This is a genomic window from Herbaspirillum sp. C7C8, from assembly GCF_022627875.1.
GTDB lineage: Bacteria > Pseudomonadota > Gammaproteobacteria > Burkholderiales > Burkholderiaceae_D > Herbaspirillum.
This window is the reverse complement of record NZ_JABXGG010000003.1, coordinates 196,293-210,578: the sequence shown is the minus strand read 5'-3', so window position 1 is coordinate 210,578 and position 14,286 is coordinate 196,293. Positions and strand designations below refer to the sequence as shown.

The window sequence follows — 14,286 nt, the reverse complement described above, 5'->3', positions numbered from 1 at the left end:
GGGCGGAATTGCTGATGCCGCCCTTGCGCGTCAAAAAGCTCGCATATTGATGGGGGACGTCCGACCAGGAGGGGGTGGGGCTCCTCGGGGGCCGCCGCACGGGGCCGGCGGCGGCATCATCCAGCAGATGTCGGTGACCCTCGATCCGGCCCTGTAGGAGGGCAGCCTGGTGCCGGTGCTGCCCGAATGGCAAGTGCCCGGTCCGGACATCGTGGCGCTTTACCAGCCGACACGCCGGGAGACGGCCAAGGTGAAAGTTTTCGTCGCCTTTTTACAGGAGATATTCACGGTGTGAATGGCTGATCTGCCGCAATGCCGCGCAAATCCAGTATTCATGCGGATTGTCCTGGAATTGCTGTTATGCGGCACAGTAATGAAAAAACAGAATTTTTTTGATTTGTAATTACCTACTACATAACTCGGGTATTTTTCGCTACAAATTTGCGTAAATTCCGTTTTATCGGGGTACAATCGCTGCCACTTTCCTGCACTCTCGACTGTCGAAGAGTGAGCAAAACCCGCCGCCAGCAAGGGGGCGGGCAGGGTGACCGGGCTCTCTGAGCCGGACGCCATCGACAAGACCGCCGTACTGCCGACTGGCGTGTGCATCCCGCCGGCTCCGTGCAACGACGATCCTGCCGTGCCAACCGAATTCATCAACTTGTGGCATTGGAGGTAGCATATGAACCAACCCCTCATGGCAGGCATTCCCGCAGTCAATGCGCCCGCCTGCGTCAAACACCAGAAACTGATCAACTGGGTCGCCGAAATCGCCGCGCTGACCAAGCCGGCTCGCATTTACTGGTGCGATGGTTCGCAGGAAGAATACGACCGCCTGTGCGCGGAAATGGTTGCCGCCGGCACCATGAAGAAGCTCAACGAAGCCAAGCGTCCCAACAGCTACCTGGCCTGTTCCGATCCGTCGGATGTGGCGCGCGTGGAAGACCGCACCTTCATCTGCTCCAGGAACAAGGAAGACGCCGGCCCGACCAACAACTGGACCGATCCGGCCGAGATGCGCCAGACCTTGAATGGTCTCTTCGACGGCTGCATGGCCGGCCGCACCCTGTACGTGGTGCCGTTCTCGATGGGTCCGCTGGGTTCGCCCATCGCGCACATTGGCGTGGAACTGTCGGACTCGCCCTATGTGGCGGTGAACATGCGCATCATGACCCGCATGGGCAAAGCCGTGTACGACGTGCTGGGCAGCGATGGCGAGTTCGTGCCTTGCGTGCACACCGTGGGCGCGCCGCTGGCGGCTGGTCAGAAGGATGTGGCCTGGCCGTGCAATGCCACCAAATACATCGTCCACTATCCGGAAACCCGCGAGATCTGGTCCTACGGTTCGGGCTACGGCGGCAACGCGCTGTTGGGCAAGAAGTGCTTCGCCCTGCGCATCGCCTCCACCATGGGGCGCGCCCAGGGCTGGCTGGCCGAGCACATGCTGATCCTGGGTGTGGAATCCCCGGAAGGCAAGAAGCACTACGTGGCAGCGGCCTTCCCCTCGGCCTGCGGCAAGACCAACTTCGCCATGCTGATCCCGCCCAAGGCCTTCGGCGGCTGGAAGGTCACCACCATCGGTGACGACATCGCCTGGATCAAGCCGGGTGCCGATGGCCGCCTGTATGCCATCAACCCGGAAGCCGGCTATTTCGGCGTGGCCCCGGGCACCAACGAAAAGAGCAACTACAACTGCATGGCCTCGGTGTCGGCCAATACCATCTTCACCAACGTGGCGCTGACCGATGATGGCGATGTCTGGTGGGAAGGCATGACCAAGGAAGCGCCGGCGCACCTGATCGACTGGCAGGGCAAGGACTGGACCCCGGAAATCGGCAAGGAAACCGGCCGCAAGGCAGCGCACCCGAACGCCCGCTTCACCGTCGCAGCCACCCAGAACCCGGTGATCGATCCGGCCTGGGACGATCCGGCCGGCGTGCCGATCTCGGCCTTCATCTTCGGTGGCCGTCGTTCCACCACCGTGCCGCTGGTGACTGAAGCCCGCAACTGGGTTGAAGGCGTCTACATGGCTGCCACCATGGGTTCCGAAACCACCGCTGCGGCCGTCGGCCAGCAGGGCGTGGTGCGCCGCGATCCGTTCGCCATGCTGCCGTTCGCCGGTTACAACATGAGCGAATACTTCCAGCACTGGCTGGACATCGGCAAGAAGATCGCTGCTTCGCCCGCCGAGCTGCCCAAGATCTACTGCGTGAACTGGTTCCGCACCGATGCCGATGGCAAGTTCGTCTGGCCCGGCTTCGGCGACAACATGCGCGTGCTGAAGTGGATGCTGGACCGCATCGAGGATCCGCAGGGCGTCAAGACCGGCGGTGTCGAGCACCTCTTCGGCATCACCCCGCGTTTCGAGGATCTGCAATGGGAAGGCCTGGACTTCAGCGCCGAACAGTTCACCACCATCACCTCCATCGACAAGGCCGCCTGGGTCAAGGAACTGGAGCTGCATGCGGAACTGTTCGACAAGCTCAAGCACAAGCTGCCGGCTGAACTGCAGGGTGTAAAGGACAAGCTGGAGAAGAAGCTGGCAGCCTAAGCTGACCGGTTCGGAGAAGACAGGAAGCGCCTGCCGCAGTGATGCGGCGGGCGTTTTCTTTTTTGGGGGTGGCGGATGGTCATGTTTTGAAATAATCCAATAGTGAAATGACGACCGCCGAATTCGAGACCGGGGAGATGTTTCGGTCGCTCCAGCTTTCACTGGCGCATTCTCTTTTACGATCCTTGACCTGGTTTGCTGCATCGGGCAGCAGCGATTTTCCACACCGGAGTCAAGCTAAATGAGTTATTTCGTGAAAATGCCGATGGGGCTGCTTGGGCCTGCAGGAGAACTTGCATGAGCCGCGCCTTTGTCGTCATGGGAGACAAGACCACGCATGGCGGGACGGTTATCAGTGCCGATCTCACCAGCTACCTCCATGGCAAGGCGATGGCCAGGGTGGGCGACAAGGTGGTCTGCCCCCGTTGCAAGGGCATCTTCGCCATTAATTCTGGGGCACCGGACATGGTAGATGGCGAGGGACGGGGTTATGCAAGGCATCTGGATAGCACCGATTGCGGTGCGCGTTTGATCGCCAGCCAAGGCACCACAACATGGTCTGACGAATCGTCACTCCCAGAAAGCGGGGACGGATACGGGGAGCCGAAGAACGGCTTGGAGATCGCCGTCTCTACCGGTTCGGGTATCTGCCTGGATTGCCTGCGCAAGGCGGCGCACTTTGGGAGCCCTGTGGTCATCCGGGAGTGACAATGGACGACGTCTACGTGCGCTGGACACAGATCAAACAGAGCTCGCCCGCATGGCGGCTCTATGCTCTTGTCGATGGCTTGCAGTACCAGAGTCAGCTGGGCAAACGGATAGCGCCAGGTTCTGGCCGCCAATCCTTGTTCGCGGGAACGGCGGACGCGCTGCTAGCCCATGCCGGTCCTTGGCTGGTGGACGCCGCCTTGATGGGCGAGCCGATGCGCTCCGAACTGGTGGCCCTGGAGCGCAGCGTCCCATCAGTTGCCTGGCTGATCGCATCGCAGGATCTGGCCGGCCTTGCGCAACTACTGCAGTTGCGACTCGACATCACGCTGTCCGATGGCCGTACCGGCTTGTTGCGGTTTTGGGATCCGCGTGTATTGGTCAGCCTGGCGCGCACGCTCGACGCGCCACAGCGGGAAGACCTCTTCGGTCATGTGCTTGAATGGCACATGCTGCATGAAGGCAGGCGCGTACGGATCGGGAGGCAGGATGCTCACGCTGACTGAGGCGCAGTGGCTTGCCTTGCAACACGACGAAGCGCGCCGGTTCGTGGCGGCCGTTTGTGATGAATTCCTGATGCTTCGTCCCGAGATCTCTGCACCGCAAGAACGTGCATTGGTATTGGCGAGGATGCAGCAGGGTTACGACTATGCCGCACATGCCGGATTTTCAAGTACACCGCATGTCGTGCGCCTGATGTACCTCTGGGCTGACGCACCGAATCTTCATCAAGATCCGCTGTTGGAACGCTATTTCCGTCGGCCCGGCGCGACACCTGAGCAACGGCTGGACGATCTCGATGCGATACTGCAATTTCATCTCAAGGAGAAGGGTTGATGGCTGCTGCGGCGATACCAGTCATTGAAGCCGTAGGTGTACGTGTCCTGGCCGCCCTTGGCGTGAGTGGCCTCGCCGGTGCGGCTGATGAGGCTGCAAGGAGGGCGGCGAGGAAAAAACAGGAGGAAGCCGAGAGGGCCAAGGCGATGCCAATTGCGCGCGCGGAGTCAACCAGCAAAGCGCGAAGGAGTTGCAGAGATTGCCCGGCAGACCAGGGAAAAGTCATGAGGCGTACTTTTCCTGTTCGCTATGATTGGGTTGATTACCAGGCCAGGATAGGTGGGATGTCCAATGGTCCGAACTTCATCGATGAATGGGAGTTCAATGACAGGGATTTTGATGGTTTCGTTTCGGCAGAATGCCTGCTCAAGGAAGCAAAAGGCGGATATGACAGATTCTTTGACGAATGGGGCCGTCCGAAGAAATGGTGGGCCTACAACGTGGATGAAATGATCGAGAAAATACTCGATCAGAGCAAGGATGCAGTACCAAGGCCACCCGTCCGACTGGCGTGGTTCTGGCAGGAGCCGCTCAGTTATCGCTATTTTTCAAAAATTCTTGGTCCAGTTGTGCCCGATGTCCCTCATTACTTCTTGCCATGAAAACGACCCCGCCATTGAGTGTCATGTTTCGCGCACATTTCAGCGCTGCTCAGGATTTTTCCGTTTCTCCGACTGATGATATGAGAAGGTTCTTTGAATTGCGCCAGCATGTGCGGCAATTCTCACCCGCACTACAGGATTGGTTCCTGGGTGGTGAAAGTAAGGAAAATGCGTTGCTGTATTCGGCATTCGACGAAAGCGGCCCTAGTACGGAGATATTGGCTGTATTGACCGCAAGGCGGCAGAGTAAGAACGTCAATGCTCTTTCGCGCGTCATCGGTCTTTGGAACGGTGAAGAAGGCATCGACGGTGCCACAATGGGCGGCGTGGTGCGACCGTGGCCTGAGCCGAGCATCGTGCATTTTGAAACAGAATGCATCGATTTCCAGGATTTTTCGTGCGTGTCGAGCACCGTCAGAAAAATGATTGATATATGGCGACCCAAGTTCGTATCCGTTGAGCCGACTTTTTACGAATCGGTTTTCAAGGACCGCCCCGGCGTGGGCTGGATGCTCTACCTGCCGCATAGCCTTACCGCAAGGCAAGTCCCCGAAGCCCGTGCGCTGTTGCCTGTCATAGGCAAAGACGAAAAGAATAAAGAAAGACAATTGGGCACGATCGTCGTCTCTGTAACGGATGCAGCATTCTCCGACCAGAACCCTGAGCATCTGGAAATTGCCCACTCCATCGAAATCCGGCTTGTGGATCAAGACTTGCTGCCGCGGTTCGCTGATCTGTGAGGTGGCGCTTCTCCTGAATGCTCACCCGGGCATCAGCAAGGTCAGCGGCATGAGCGCCGCCCGCAATGCCTCCGGCAACGCCACCGGCCTGCGGCTGCCACGATCCACGTACACGTGCACGAAGTGGCCTTGCGCTGCGGCAGTGTCTTCACCCGCCTTGAAGATGCCCAGCTCGTAACGCACGCTGCTGCGCCCCAGATGCGCCACCCGAACACCCACTTCGATCAAGTCCGGAAAAGCGACGGAAGCGAAATAGTTGCAATGCGTTTCAATGACCAGCCCGATCACTTCTCCCCGCTCGATATCCAGCACACCCTGCTGCACCAGGTAATGGTTCACGGCGGTATCGAACCAGCTGTAGTAGATGACATTGTTGACGTGGCCATAAACGTCGTTGTCCATCCAGCGCGTCGCAATGGCGTGAAAATGCGGGAAATCGGCGCGGCGGCCGGGTTGGGGACGGTGCTCGCTCATCGGTTCATCAGAGTCAGGATTGGTCGGCTTGTGCACCTGCACAAGAATGGCGTGCTTGCAGTAACATTGCTTCCACTTCCGGTCGTGCCCGCTGCAGGGCGCTGCCGGAAGTGTTCCATCTTAAGCGATCATGGTTGGCAATTGGCCAGTGTCGTGCTTGCATCTGCGCGGGCCGACGCCATGTGTTTGTGGCGACCGCGCCGTTTGCGCTCGCCGGCGCTGCCGATAGCCGGATCCTCAAGAATGATAGTTAAATCCAATCAAAAGTATTGATTAAATAAAATTGATCTATTTTGTTGGGCGTTCTACTATTCATCCCATCGCTTCACTCAACCCCCCTTTAAAAGGAAATCGACAATGTCCCTGATCAACACCACTATCAAGCCGTTCAAGGCAACCGCTTACCACGATGGCAAGTTCGTCGACATCACCGAAGCCACCCTGAAGGGCAAGTGGTCCGTGTTCGTGTTCTACCCGGCCGACTTCACTTTCGTGTGCCCGACCGAGCTGGAAGATCTGGCCGACAACTACGCTGAATTCAAGAAGCTGGGCGTTGAAATCTACGGCGTGTCCACCGACACCCACTTCGCTCATAAGGCATGGCACGACACCTCGGAAGCCATCAAGAAGGTCCAGTACCCGCTGGTGGGCGACCCGACCGCGACCCTGGCACGCAATTTCGAAGTGCTGATCGAAGAAGAAGGCCTGGCACTGCGCGGCACCTTCGTGATCAATCCGGAAGGCGAAATCAAGGTCATGGAAGTGCATGACAACGGCATCGGCCGTGACGCTTCGGAACTGCTGCGCAAGGTCAAGGCCGCCCAGTACGTCGCATCGCACCCGGGTGAAGTCTGCCCCGCCAAGTGGGAAGAAGGCGCCGCCACCCTGAAGCCTTCGCTGGACCTGGTCGGCAAGATCTAAGCAACATCCCGCCGTATCGCGCCAGCCAAGCGCTGTTCTCCGGCTGGCGCTGCACTGAATATCCCGCAGTATCCGTCCTGACCCGCTCCCCCCCGGGCAAGCGGCCGACCCTCACAAGGGCGAGGCCGTGGTCAGGGCGACCCTAGAATCTCTCAACGAGGAAGTAATCATCATGCTTGATGCCAATCTCAAGACCCAATTGAAGGCCTATCTGGAAAAGGTCAGCCACCCGATCGAGATCGTCGCGTCGCTCGATGATGGCGCCAAGTCCCGTGAGATGCAGGAACTCCTGCAAGACATCGTGCTGCTGTCGGACCGCATCAAGCTGGTCGAGCAACGCGGTGCCGATGCCCAGGGACGTACCCCGTCCTTCAAACTGAACCGCCCCGGGACCCACATCAGCGTCGAATTCGCCGCGATCCCCATGGGCCACGAATTTACCTCCCTGGTGCTGGCGCTGCTGCAAGTGGGCGGCCACCCGGTCAAGCTCGACGACAAGGTCATCGAGCAGATCAAGAGCCTGGACGGCGACTATCGCTTCGAGACCTACGTCTCGCTGACCTGCCAGAACTGCCCGGAAGTCGTGCAGGCGCTCAACGTGATGTCCATCATCAATCCGCGCATCCAGTCGGTCACCATCGACGGCGCACTGTTCCAGGGAGAAGTCGAGCAACGCCAGATCATGGCCGTGCCGACCGTCTACATGAACGGTGAAGTCTTCGGCCAGGGCCGTACCGGCGTGGAAGAGATCCTCGCCAAGCTCGACACCGGTGCCGCTGCCCGCAAGGGTGAAGAACTGAGCGCCAAGGATCCGTACGACGTGCTCATCGTCGGCGGTGGCCCCGCCGGTGCAGCCGCTGCCATCTATGCAGCGCGCAAGGGCATCCGTACCGGCGTGGTGGCCGAGCGTTTCGGTGGGCAGGTGCTCGATACGCTGGCCATCGAGAACTTCATCTCGGTGCAGGAAACCGAAGGTCCGCAATTCGCGACCGCGCTGGAACAGCACGTGCGGGCCTATGACGTCGACATCATGAACGTGCAACGCGCTGAGGCATTGGTGCCGGGCGACAAGCTGATCGAAGTGAAGCTGGCCAATGGCGGCGTGTTGAAGGGCAAGACCGTGATCCTCTCCACCGGTGCCCGCTGGCGCAACGTCAACGTGCCGGGCGAGCAGGAATACAAGAACAAGGGCGTGGCCTATTGCCCGCACTGCGATGGTCCGCTGTTCAAGGGCAAGCGCGTGTCGGTGATCGGCGGCGGCAACTCGGGCGTGGAAGCGGCCATCGACCTGGCCGGTATCGTCGCCCATGTGACCCTGATCGAGTTCGCGGCTGAACTCAAGGCCGATGCCGTGCTGGTACGCAAGTTGAAGAGCCTGCCCAATGTGACCATCGTGACCTCGGCGCAGACCACCGAGATCACCGGCGATGGCCAGCGCGTCAACGGCATCAGCTACAAGGAGCGCGAGAGCGGCGAGATCAGGCATGTGGAACTGGAAGGCGTGTTCGTCCAGATCGGCCTGGTGCCCAACACCGAATGGCTCAAGGGAACCCTGGCCTTGTCCAAACACGGCGAGATCGAGATCGATGCCAAGGGACAGACCTCGATTCCGGGCGTCTTCGCCGCAGGCGACGTGACCACCGTGCCGTACAAGCAGATCGTCATCGCCGTGGGTGCAGGTGCGACGGCAGCCCTGTCGGCCTTCGATCACCTGATCCGTTCGTCGGCCGATGACGTGGCTCCGGCAGTGGCCAAGGAAGCCGTGGCTGCCTGAGCCAGCTCAGTCTGGACGTCCACAAGTTGAAACGCCACCGCTGAGACGGTGGCGTTTTTTTTTGCGCGGACGAAGCTCGCACGAGGGCATGAAAAAACGCCATCGGTTTCCCGATGGCGTTTTGCATGGTGCAACTGCCTGTGGCTCGATTACTTGAACATCAGACGCAGCGAATCCCAGGCACGACCGATGAAGCCCGCCGGGCCCACCGATTCCAGTGCGATCACCGGCAGTTCGGCCACGGTCTTGTCGTCGATGGTCACCTTCAGGGTGCCGACCTTGGCGTTTTCCGAGATCGGGGCGATCAGCGGATCATTGCGCTCCAGCTTGGTCTTGACCTTGTCGGCCGTGCCCTTGGGGATGGTGATGTAGACGTCGTTCTTGAAGCCGACCTTGATCTTGCTCTGCGAACCCTTCCACACGTCAGGCGTGTCGACGGCCTGGCCCTTGGCGTAGAGCTTGACGGCATCGAAGTTCTGGAAGCCCCAGTTGAGCAGCTTCTGGCTTTCCTGAGTGCGGACCGCGTCGGAGACGGTACCGATCACCACCGAGATCAGGCGACGCTCGCCGTTGGGCACCGGGCGATGGGCCGAGGTGATCAGCGAATAACCGGCGCTGGAAGTGTGACCGGTCTTCATGCCGTCCACCGTCGGGTCCAGCCACAGCAGACGGTTGCGGTTGGGCTGGGTGATGTTGTTGTAGGTGAACTTCTTGACCGAGTAGTAGCGCTTGTAATAGTCGGGGAAGTCGTTGATCAGGTTGCGGCACAGAATCGACAGGTCGCGCGCAGTGGTATAGGTGTCCGGGCTGGGCAGACCATGCGGGTTGCTGAAATGGGTGTTGGTCAGGCCCTGGCGCTGGGCTTCACGGTTCATCAGCTGCACGAAGGCATCTTCGGTACCGGAGACCGCTTCGGCCACGGCCACGGCGGCATCGTTGCCCGACACCGAGATCAGGCCATAGAGCAGATTGTCGATGGAGACCGGCTTGTTGGGCTCGATGAACATCTTGGAGCTGCTCGGATCAACCTTCCAGGCATTGACCGAGACATTGACTTCCTGCTCCAGGCTCAGGCGCTTGTCGCGCAGCGCGGCGAAGGCCAGATAAGCGGTCATCAGCTTGGTCAGCGAGGCCGGTTCCACGCGGGTGTCGGCCTCACTGGAGGCGATCACCTGGTTGGCCGAAGCATCGAGCAGCAGCCAGCTCTTGGCCGCCACGGTCGGCGGCGGCAGGCTTTGGGCGGAGGCGGTGACGGCGGAAAGGGAAAGGACGGTTGCGGCGAATGCCGCGAGAAGCTTTTTCATCGGTGCCTAAGAAAAATTGCCAGCACGGGGGGACATCGTAGCTGTTGGTTTGAAAAGAGGGTGAGGCAGGACGGATCAGTCGGGTTCAATCAGTGCGAACAGCCCGGCAAAGGCTCGCTGCTTCTGACTGGCTGGTCGCACTGAATTATAAAACGTCATGCGGCATCGTTCCCAATTGAATGAATCTTCATCCCCGAAAATCCCCTCACGATACCGGCATGGCGCCCTGGGCTCGCCTCGCGCAGCGCCGCCATGGCTTCGGGATGGACGTCGGACTTGTCGGAAACGTTCAGGCCTGAAGCTGCGCCGGGCGGCGATGCCAGCTTTCGACCACGACATTTTTGATATGTTGCAGCTTGCGGTGAAAAAAGTGATCCGAGCCCGGAATCACTACGACCGGCAGCTCTTGAGGGCGCGCCCAGTCCAGCACGGCGGACAGGGGAATGGTGTCGTCCTGCTCGCCGTGGATCAGGATGGTATTGGCCGGTGCCGGTGGCATGGGCCACTTTCCGGCCGCCGTGCCCACCAGTACCAGTCGCTCGGCGGCGCTGGCCGCATCCTGCTGCAACAGGCGCTGCTGCAATTGCGCCTGGACGAAGGTGCCGAAGGAGAATCCTCCCAGCGCCAACGGCAGCTCGGGATATTGGGTGCGCATGTGCTGCAGCAGCAGGGCCATGTCGTCGGTCTCGCCGGCGCCATGGTCATGCACGCCTTCGGACTTGCCCACGCCGCGGAAATTCATGCGCACCGCTACGTAGCCCAGCGCCAGGAAGGTGCGGGCCAGGGTTTGCGCGACCTTGTTGTCCATGGTGCCGCCGTAGAGCGGATGCGGATGGGCCACCAAGGCCAGGCCGACCGGCGCGGCAAATTGCTCGGGGTCCGGCAGATCGAGCGCGCATTCGAGCTGGCCGACGGCACCGGCGATCTGGAAGTGTTGGGTATGTACGTTCATGGCGTGCGGGAAAACGGATGAGGGAAGCTTGCTGCGACGGGCATGGCGGGCCGCAGCATGCTCAAAGTTTCATATCGTCAGATTTTCAGGCGATCCACGACCTTGCCGCCGACGATGTGGCTGTCGATGATCTCGTCGATGTCTTCATTGTCGACGTAGGTGTACCAGGTGCCTTGCGGGTAGATCACCACGACCGGGCCTTCCTCGCAGCGCTCCAGGCATCCGGCCTTGTTGATGCGGACCTTGCCGGGCGCGGACAGGCCCAGTTGCTTGATGCGCTTCTTGGCATGTTCCTGGGCCGCCTGCGCGCCCTTGTCGGCACAGCAGGTACGTTCGCCCGGCTGGCGCTGGTTCAGGCAGAAGAAGACGTGATGTTCGTAATAGGGTTGCTCTTGATCGCTCATGGGATGACCTGTGGAGAGTGGCGACGGTGCCGGTGCGGGCCGGCAAAGCGTCAATGATACACCTCGCTCAAGCCGGCCTGCGGTGCACCGGATGGAGCAGGAACCAGATCGCCAGGAAGGGCCACAGCACCGAGAGGAACTGTGCGGCGCCGTCGAAGTTGAGGAATTTGCCCTGCACCCAGGTTTCCAGCGTGGAGATGTAATAGGGATTGGCCGGGACCGCATTGGTCACCATCAGGCTCAGAATCAGCGCCAGTGCGGCCACCCGACGCTGTGCCGTGGGCGGCGCCCAGGCCAGCCCGACGATCATCATGGTCCCCAGCATGATGCCACCCACGGCGCTGGGCGAGATCCACACGAAGGCGTTCTGCGGTGCGAAGAAGAGGGCGCAGGCCAGTGACTTGGTGGCGATGCAGGCCAGCAGGTACAGCGCCACCAGCCGGCGGCGCGGAGCCTGACGCCGCATCAGCAGCAGCACCAGCAGGGCCGCGCCGGTCAGGCCGCAGGCGGTGACGATGACGTCGGCCAGCCAGTATTGTTCGGCACTCGGCTGCACGCTGTTGAGCCAGGTGGTGGCCAGGTCGATGGGGGTATCGAACAGATCGGAGAACAAGGCCGACAGCGGCGGCACCAGGTGGCCCAGACCGAACAGGTGATTCTGTGGAAAGATCAGCGCCAGCGGCCACAGGCCGGCCACCACCAGGCCCCGGCTGGCTTCGCCCGAGAACCAGCGGCGGCGCAGCAGCAGGAAGCGGCTCTCGTGCAGGAAATAACGGCTGCAGGCTGCTCCCAGCAGGGCGCCCAGGGCCACGCCCAGCGCGTTGGTCAACAGGTCGAGGTTGGAGGGTACACGGGTCGGCAGATAGGTCTGGACCGCCTCCATGCAGGCCGACAGGAGCGTGCCGGCCAGTATGGCCGGCCACACCGCCCACCAGGGACGCAGGTGCGGATGCAGGGCCAGTACCAGCAGCAGGCCCACCGGCACGTAACCGGCGACGTTGGTCCAGACATCGAACACGGTCCAGTAGTAGGGCAGGCGCGCGCCCAGATAATCAAAGGGCATGAGCCCCATGTCACGCCAGCCGGAGAAGGGATACCAGCTGGCATAGACGATCAGCAGCGTATAGACCAGCAGGCTCACGCGCGCGAACGAGGAGGCCGCCGGCGCACTGGCCGGGGCAGCAGGAGGCTCGCAGCGGGAGTCGGGTGGAACGGGCATGGGCCAGAGGGTAACCGATTTCGCAAGAGGTGGTCGCTGCCGCCCATCGTCTTTACCTTTGCCTTTGTTTGGCATCCGGCATCCCGCGTCAGCCCGCTCTGCCGTTACAATGCGCGCATGACACTGACTTTTCCCATGCCCGCCGAGCCTGACTCGGCGCCGCTGGTGCGTCCAGAGCGCATCGGCATGCTCCTGGCCGGTTCCGACCCCCAGGGCCAGCAACGTATCGATGTCGAAGCCGTGGCCGTGACCGGCTCCACCAATGTCGACCTGATGCAGCGCCTGTCCACCTTGCAGCGCCCGCTGCTGCTGGTGGCCGATCGCCAGAGCGCCGGTCGTGGCCGCGCGGGACGCCCCTGGCGTGCCGCGGCGGAAGATTCGCTGACCTTCTCACTGGCCTGGCGCCTGCAGCGGCCCACGCACGCGCTGCTGGGCTTGCCGCTGGCCGTCGGTGTGGCCCTGGCCGAGGCGCTGGAAGTGTTCGGTATCCGCCCGCAGTTGAAATGGCCCAATGACGTCCTGCGCGATGGCGCCAAGCTGGCTGGTATCCTGATCGAGACCGCCGCCGACGGCCGCCAGGGCGAGGCCACCTGGGCCGTCATCGGCATCGGCCTGAACCTGGCGGTACCACCAGGCCTGGAAGATGAACTGCAGCGCGCGGTCGGGGCTGCGCCCGAACTGAAGAAGCCGCCGCGCGAGACCGTGCTGGCCATCATCGCCAGCGCCCTCGCCGGCGTTCTGGAGGAGTTCGAGGCGCGCGGCTTCGGGGCCTTCGTCAAGCGCTGGGAAGCCTTCCACGCCTATGCCGGGCAGGCCGTCAAGATCGTCGAGAATGGCCGCGTCCTGCAGGAAGGCACCGCGATGGGCGTGGACATGATGGGCCGCTTCCTCATCGAGACCGGGAGCGGACAGGTCGAGATCCTGGCCGGGGATGTCTCGTTGCGGCTGCAAGACGCATGATGCTGCTGGTCGATGCCGGCAATACCCGCATCAAGTGGGCGCTGGTGGCCGATGCGGACCGTGGCGCCGCCCCGCCCTTGCCGTGGCGGCAGCAAGGCGCGGTGGAGCGTGCCGAGGTCGAGGCGCTGGCGCTGGACTGGGCGGCGCTCACCGGCCTGATGGCCAGCGATGCGGACCTGCAGGTCGCCGTCTCCAATGTCGCCGGACCGGCCTTGCGGGATCGCCTGCAGGCCATCTTGTACGCTGTCTTCGGGCCGCGTGTGATCATCGAATGGTTTGCCTCCGCGCCCGAGCGGGCCGGCATACGTAATGGCTACCGCCATCCCGGCCAGCTGGGCTGTGACCGCTTTGCCGCAGCCATCGGTGCGCGCTCGCTGTTTCCCGATGAGCAGTTGCTGGTAGCCACATGCGGTACGGCCACGACCATCGACGTCATCAGCGCCGAGGGCGTGTTCGAAGGCGGCATGATCCTGCCGGGCTTTGGCACCATGGCCACCTCGCTGGCCCTCAATACGGCCCAGTTGCCCCGCATCGATGGCGCGGCGCCACCCGAGCGGATGTTTGCCGACAATACGGTCGATGCCATCGTCGCCGGCTGCATCGCAGCCCAGGTCGGGGCCATCGAGCACGCGCTGGCCGAGCGCCGCCGCCGGCATCCCGGCGCAGCCTTGCGCTGCCTGCTGGCCGGTGGCGCAGGGATACTGCTGGCGCCTTACCTGGCGCTGGGCGATACGCCGCTGGAAAAGGTGGATAATCTGGTGCTCATTGGCCTCTATACGGCCATGAACCATGGACGCTGAACGCCTGTCCATGCAGGCAGACAAATCAATCAGGGCAAGG

General features: G+C 61.7%; 16 protein-coding genes. 10 read left to right on the top strand and 6 right to left on the bottom strand.

Annotated features, from left to right (window positions below; all coding sequences use genetic code 11):
* Window positions 1-219: 219 nt before the first annotated feature.
* Window positions 220-609 (bottom strand): hypothetical protein, encoded by a 390-nt coding sequence (locus HWE01_RS05540; protein WP_241821268.1) that lies wholly within the window; start codon window positions 607-609, stop codon window positions 220-222.
* A gap of 73 nt (window positions 610-682) precedes the next feature.
* Between HWE01_RS05540 and HWE01_RS05535 the strand changes: the two genes are divergently transcribed.
* From HWE01_RS05535 to HWE01_RS05510, 6 genes are all read left to right on the top strand, one after another.
* Window positions 683-2,551, top strand: coding sequence for a phosphoenolpyruvate carboxykinase (GTP) (locus tag HWE01_RS05535; protein WP_241821267.1), 1,869 nt, complete (start codon window positions 683-685; stop codon window positions 2,549-2,551).
* Window positions 2,552-2,848: 297 nt separating this feature from the next.
* Window positions 2,849-3,259 carry a PAAR domain-containing protein gene (locus tag HWE01_RS05530; protein ID WP_241821266.1) on the top strand — a complete coding sequence of 137 codons (411 nt, stop codon included), beginning with the start codon at window positions 2,849-2,851 and terminating at the stop codon, window positions 3,257-3,259.
* A gap of 2 nt (window positions 3,260-3,261) precedes the next feature.
* The gene (locus HWE01_RS05525) at window positions 3,262-3,765 is read left to right on the top strand and encodes a DUF4123 domain-containing protein (RefSeq protein ID WP_241821265.1); all 504 of its coding nucleotides are present in this window, start codon (window positions 3,262-3,264) and stop codon (window positions 3,763-3,765) included.
* Window positions 3,749-4,096 (top strand): hypothetical protein, encoded by a 348-nt coding sequence (locus HWE01_RS05520; protein ID WP_241821264.1) that lies wholly within the window; start codon window positions 3,749-3,751, stop codon window positions 4,094-4,096. The genes HWE01_RS05525 and HWE01_RS05520 overlap by 17 nt, the downstream gene beginning before the upstream one ends.
* The gene (locus tag HWE01_RS05515; RefSeq protein ID WP_241821263.1) at window positions 4,096-4,698 is read left to right on the top strand and encodes a Tox-REase-5 domain-containing protein; all 603 of its coding nucleotides are present in this window, start codon (window positions 4,096-4,098) and stop codon (window positions 4,696-4,698) included. Before HWE01_RS05520 ends, HWE01_RS05515 begins: the two co-directional genes overlap by 1 nt.
* 23 nt (window positions 4,699-4,721) lie before the next feature.
* A complete protein-coding gene (locus HWE01_RS05510) occupies window positions 4,722-5,438 on the top strand; it encodes an Imm52 family immunity protein (RefSeq protein ID WP_241821262.1) in 717 nt (238 codons plus the stop codon).
* Window positions 5,439-5,459: 21 nt separating this feature from the next.
* On the opposite strand, the gene HWE01_RS05505 is transcribed toward HWE01_RS05510, so the two are convergent.
* Window positions 5,460-5,912, bottom strand: a complete 453-nt coding sequence (locus HWE01_RS05505; RefSeq protein WP_241821261.1) for an acyl-CoA thioesterase — start codon at window positions 5,910-5,912, stop codon at window positions 5,460-5,462.
* A gap of 357 nt (window positions 5,913-6,269) precedes the next feature.
* On the opposite strand from HWE01_RS05505, the gene ahpC reads away from it, so the two are divergent.
* Both ahpC and ahpF read left to right on the top strand, forming a co-directional pair.
* Window positions 6,270-6,833 carry an alkyl hydroperoxide reductase subunit C gene (gene ahpC / locus HWE01_RS05500; RefSeq protein ID WP_008332872.1) on the top strand — a complete coding sequence of 188 codons (564 nt, stop codon included), beginning with the start codon at window positions 6,270-6,272 and terminating at the stop codon, window positions 6,831-6,833.
* A gap of 172 nt (window positions 6,834-7,005) precedes the next feature.
* Entirely contained in the window at window positions 7,006-8,607 is a 1,602-nt protein-coding gene (ahpF, locus tag HWE01_RS05495) for an alkyl hydroperoxide reductase subunit F (protein WP_241821260.1), read from the top strand.
* A 149-nt stretch (window positions 8,608-8,756) separates the two neighbouring features.
* On the opposite strand, the gene HWE01_RS05490 is transcribed toward ahpF, so the two are convergent.
* The 4 genes from HWE01_RS05490 to HWE01_RS05475 form a co-directional block, all read right to left on the bottom strand.
* Entirely contained in the window at window positions 8,757-9,911 is a 1,155-nt protein-coding gene (locus HWE01_RS05490) for a D-alanyl-D-alanine carboxypeptidase family protein (protein WP_008332864.1), read from the bottom strand.
* A 289-nt stretch (window positions 9,912-10,200) separates the two neighbouring features.
* A complete protein-coding gene (locus HWE01_RS05485) occupies window positions 10,201-10,863 on the bottom strand; it encodes an alpha/beta hydrolase (protein WP_241821259.1) in 663 nt (220 codons plus the stop codon).
* Between the two features lie 77 nt (window positions 10,864-10,940).
* Window positions 10,941-11,267 (bottom strand): (2Fe-2S) ferredoxin domain-containing protein, encoded by a 327-nt coding sequence (locus HWE01_RS05480; protein ID WP_008332860.1) that lies wholly within the window; start codon window positions 11,265-11,267, stop codon window positions 10,941-10,943.
* A gap of 67 nt (window positions 11,268-11,334) precedes the next feature.
* Window positions 11,335-12,486: a VanZ family protein gene (locus tag HWE01_RS05475; RefSeq protein WP_034351376.1), complete on the bottom strand. Its 1,152-nt coding sequence runs from the start codon at window positions 12,484-12,486 to the stop codon at window positions 11,335-11,337.
* A 117-nt stretch (window positions 12,487-12,603) separates the two neighbouring features.
* On the opposite strand from HWE01_RS05475, the gene HWE01_RS05470 reads away from it, so the two are divergent.
* Entirely contained in the window at window positions 12,604-13,446 is an 843-nt protein-coding gene (locus HWE01_RS05470) for a biotin--[acetyl-CoA-carboxylase] ligase (protein WP_241821258.1), read from the top strand.
* A complete protein-coding gene (locus tag HWE01_RS05465; protein WP_034351374.1) occupies window positions 13,443-14,246 on the top strand; it encodes a type III pantothenate kinase in 804 nt (267 codons plus the stop codon). The genes HWE01_RS05470 and HWE01_RS05465 overlap by 4 nt, the downstream gene beginning before the upstream one ends.
* The last annotated feature ends 40 nt before the right edge of the window (window positions 14,247-14,286 follow it).

What these genes read in the sequence shown, in the direction of transcription:
- HWE01_RS05530 (WP_241821266.1), top strand. Translation starts at nt 2,849, where the DNA reads ATGAGCCGCGCCTTTGTCGTCATGGGAGACAAGACCACGCATGGCGGG.
- HWE01_RS05525 (WP_241821265.1), top strand. Translation starts at nt 3,262, where the DNA reads ATGGACGACGTCTACGTGCGCTGGACACAGATCAAACAGAGCTCGCCC.
- HWE01_RS05470 (WP_241821258.1), top strand. Translation starts at nt 12,604, where the DNA reads ATGACACTGACTTTTCCCATGCCCGCCGAGCCTGACTCGGCGCCGCTG.
- HWE01_RS05505 (WP_241821261.1), bottom strand. Translation starts at nt 5,912, where the DNA reads ATGAGCGAGCACCGTCCCCAACCCGGCCGCCGCGCCGATTTCCCGCAT.
- HWE01_RS05520 (WP_241821264.1), top strand. Translation starts at nt 3,749, where the DNA reads ATGCTCACGCTGACTGAGGCGCAGTGGCTTGCCTTGCAACACGACGAA.
- HWE01_RS05475 (WP_034351376.1), bottom strand. Translation starts at nt 12,486, where the DNA reads ATGCCCGTTCCACCCGACTCCCGCTGCGAGCCTCCTGCTGCCCCGGCC.
- HWE01_RS05480 (WP_008332860.1), bottom strand. Translation starts at nt 11,267, where the DNA reads ATGAGCGATCAAGAGCAACCCTATTACGAACATCACGTCTTCTTCTGC.
- HWE01_RS05540 (WP_241821268.1), bottom strand. Translation starts at nt 609, where the DNA reads ATGCACACGCCAGTCGGCAGTACGGCGGTCTTGTCGATGGCGTCCGGC.
- HWE01_RS05490 (WP_008332864.1), bottom strand. Translation starts at nt 9,911, where the DNA reads ATGAAAAAGCTTCTCGCGGCATTCGCCGCAACCGTCCTTTCCCTTTCC.
- HWE01_RS05510 (WP_241821262.1), top strand. Translation starts at nt 4,722, where the DNA reads ATGTTTCGCGCACATTTCAGCGCTGCTCAGGATTTTTCCGTTTCTCCG.
- ahpC (WP_008332872.1), top strand. Translation starts at nt 6,270, where the DNA reads ATGTCCCTGATCAACACCACTATCAAGCCGTTCAAGGCAACCGCTTAC.
- HWE01_RS05485 (WP_241821259.1), bottom strand. Translation starts at nt 10,863, where the DNA reads ATGAACGTACATACCCAACACTTCCAGATCGCCGGTGCCGTCGGCCAG.
- HWE01_RS05465 (WP_034351374.1), top strand. Translation starts at nt 13,443, where the DNA reads ATGATGCTGCTGGTCGATGCCGGCAATACCCGCATCAAGTGGGCGCTG.
- ahpF (WP_241821260.1), top strand. Translation starts at nt 7,006, where the DNA reads ATGCTTGATGCCAATCTCAAGACCCAATTGAAGGCCTATCTGGAAAAG.
- HWE01_RS05535 (WP_241821267.1), top strand. Translation starts at nt 683, where the DNA reads ATGAACCAACCCCTCATGGCAGGCATTCCCGCAGTCAATGCGCCCGCC.
- HWE01_RS05515 (WP_241821263.1), top strand. Translation starts at nt 4,096, where the DNA reads ATGGCTGCTGCGGCGATACCAGTCATTGAAGCCGTAGGTGTACGTGTC.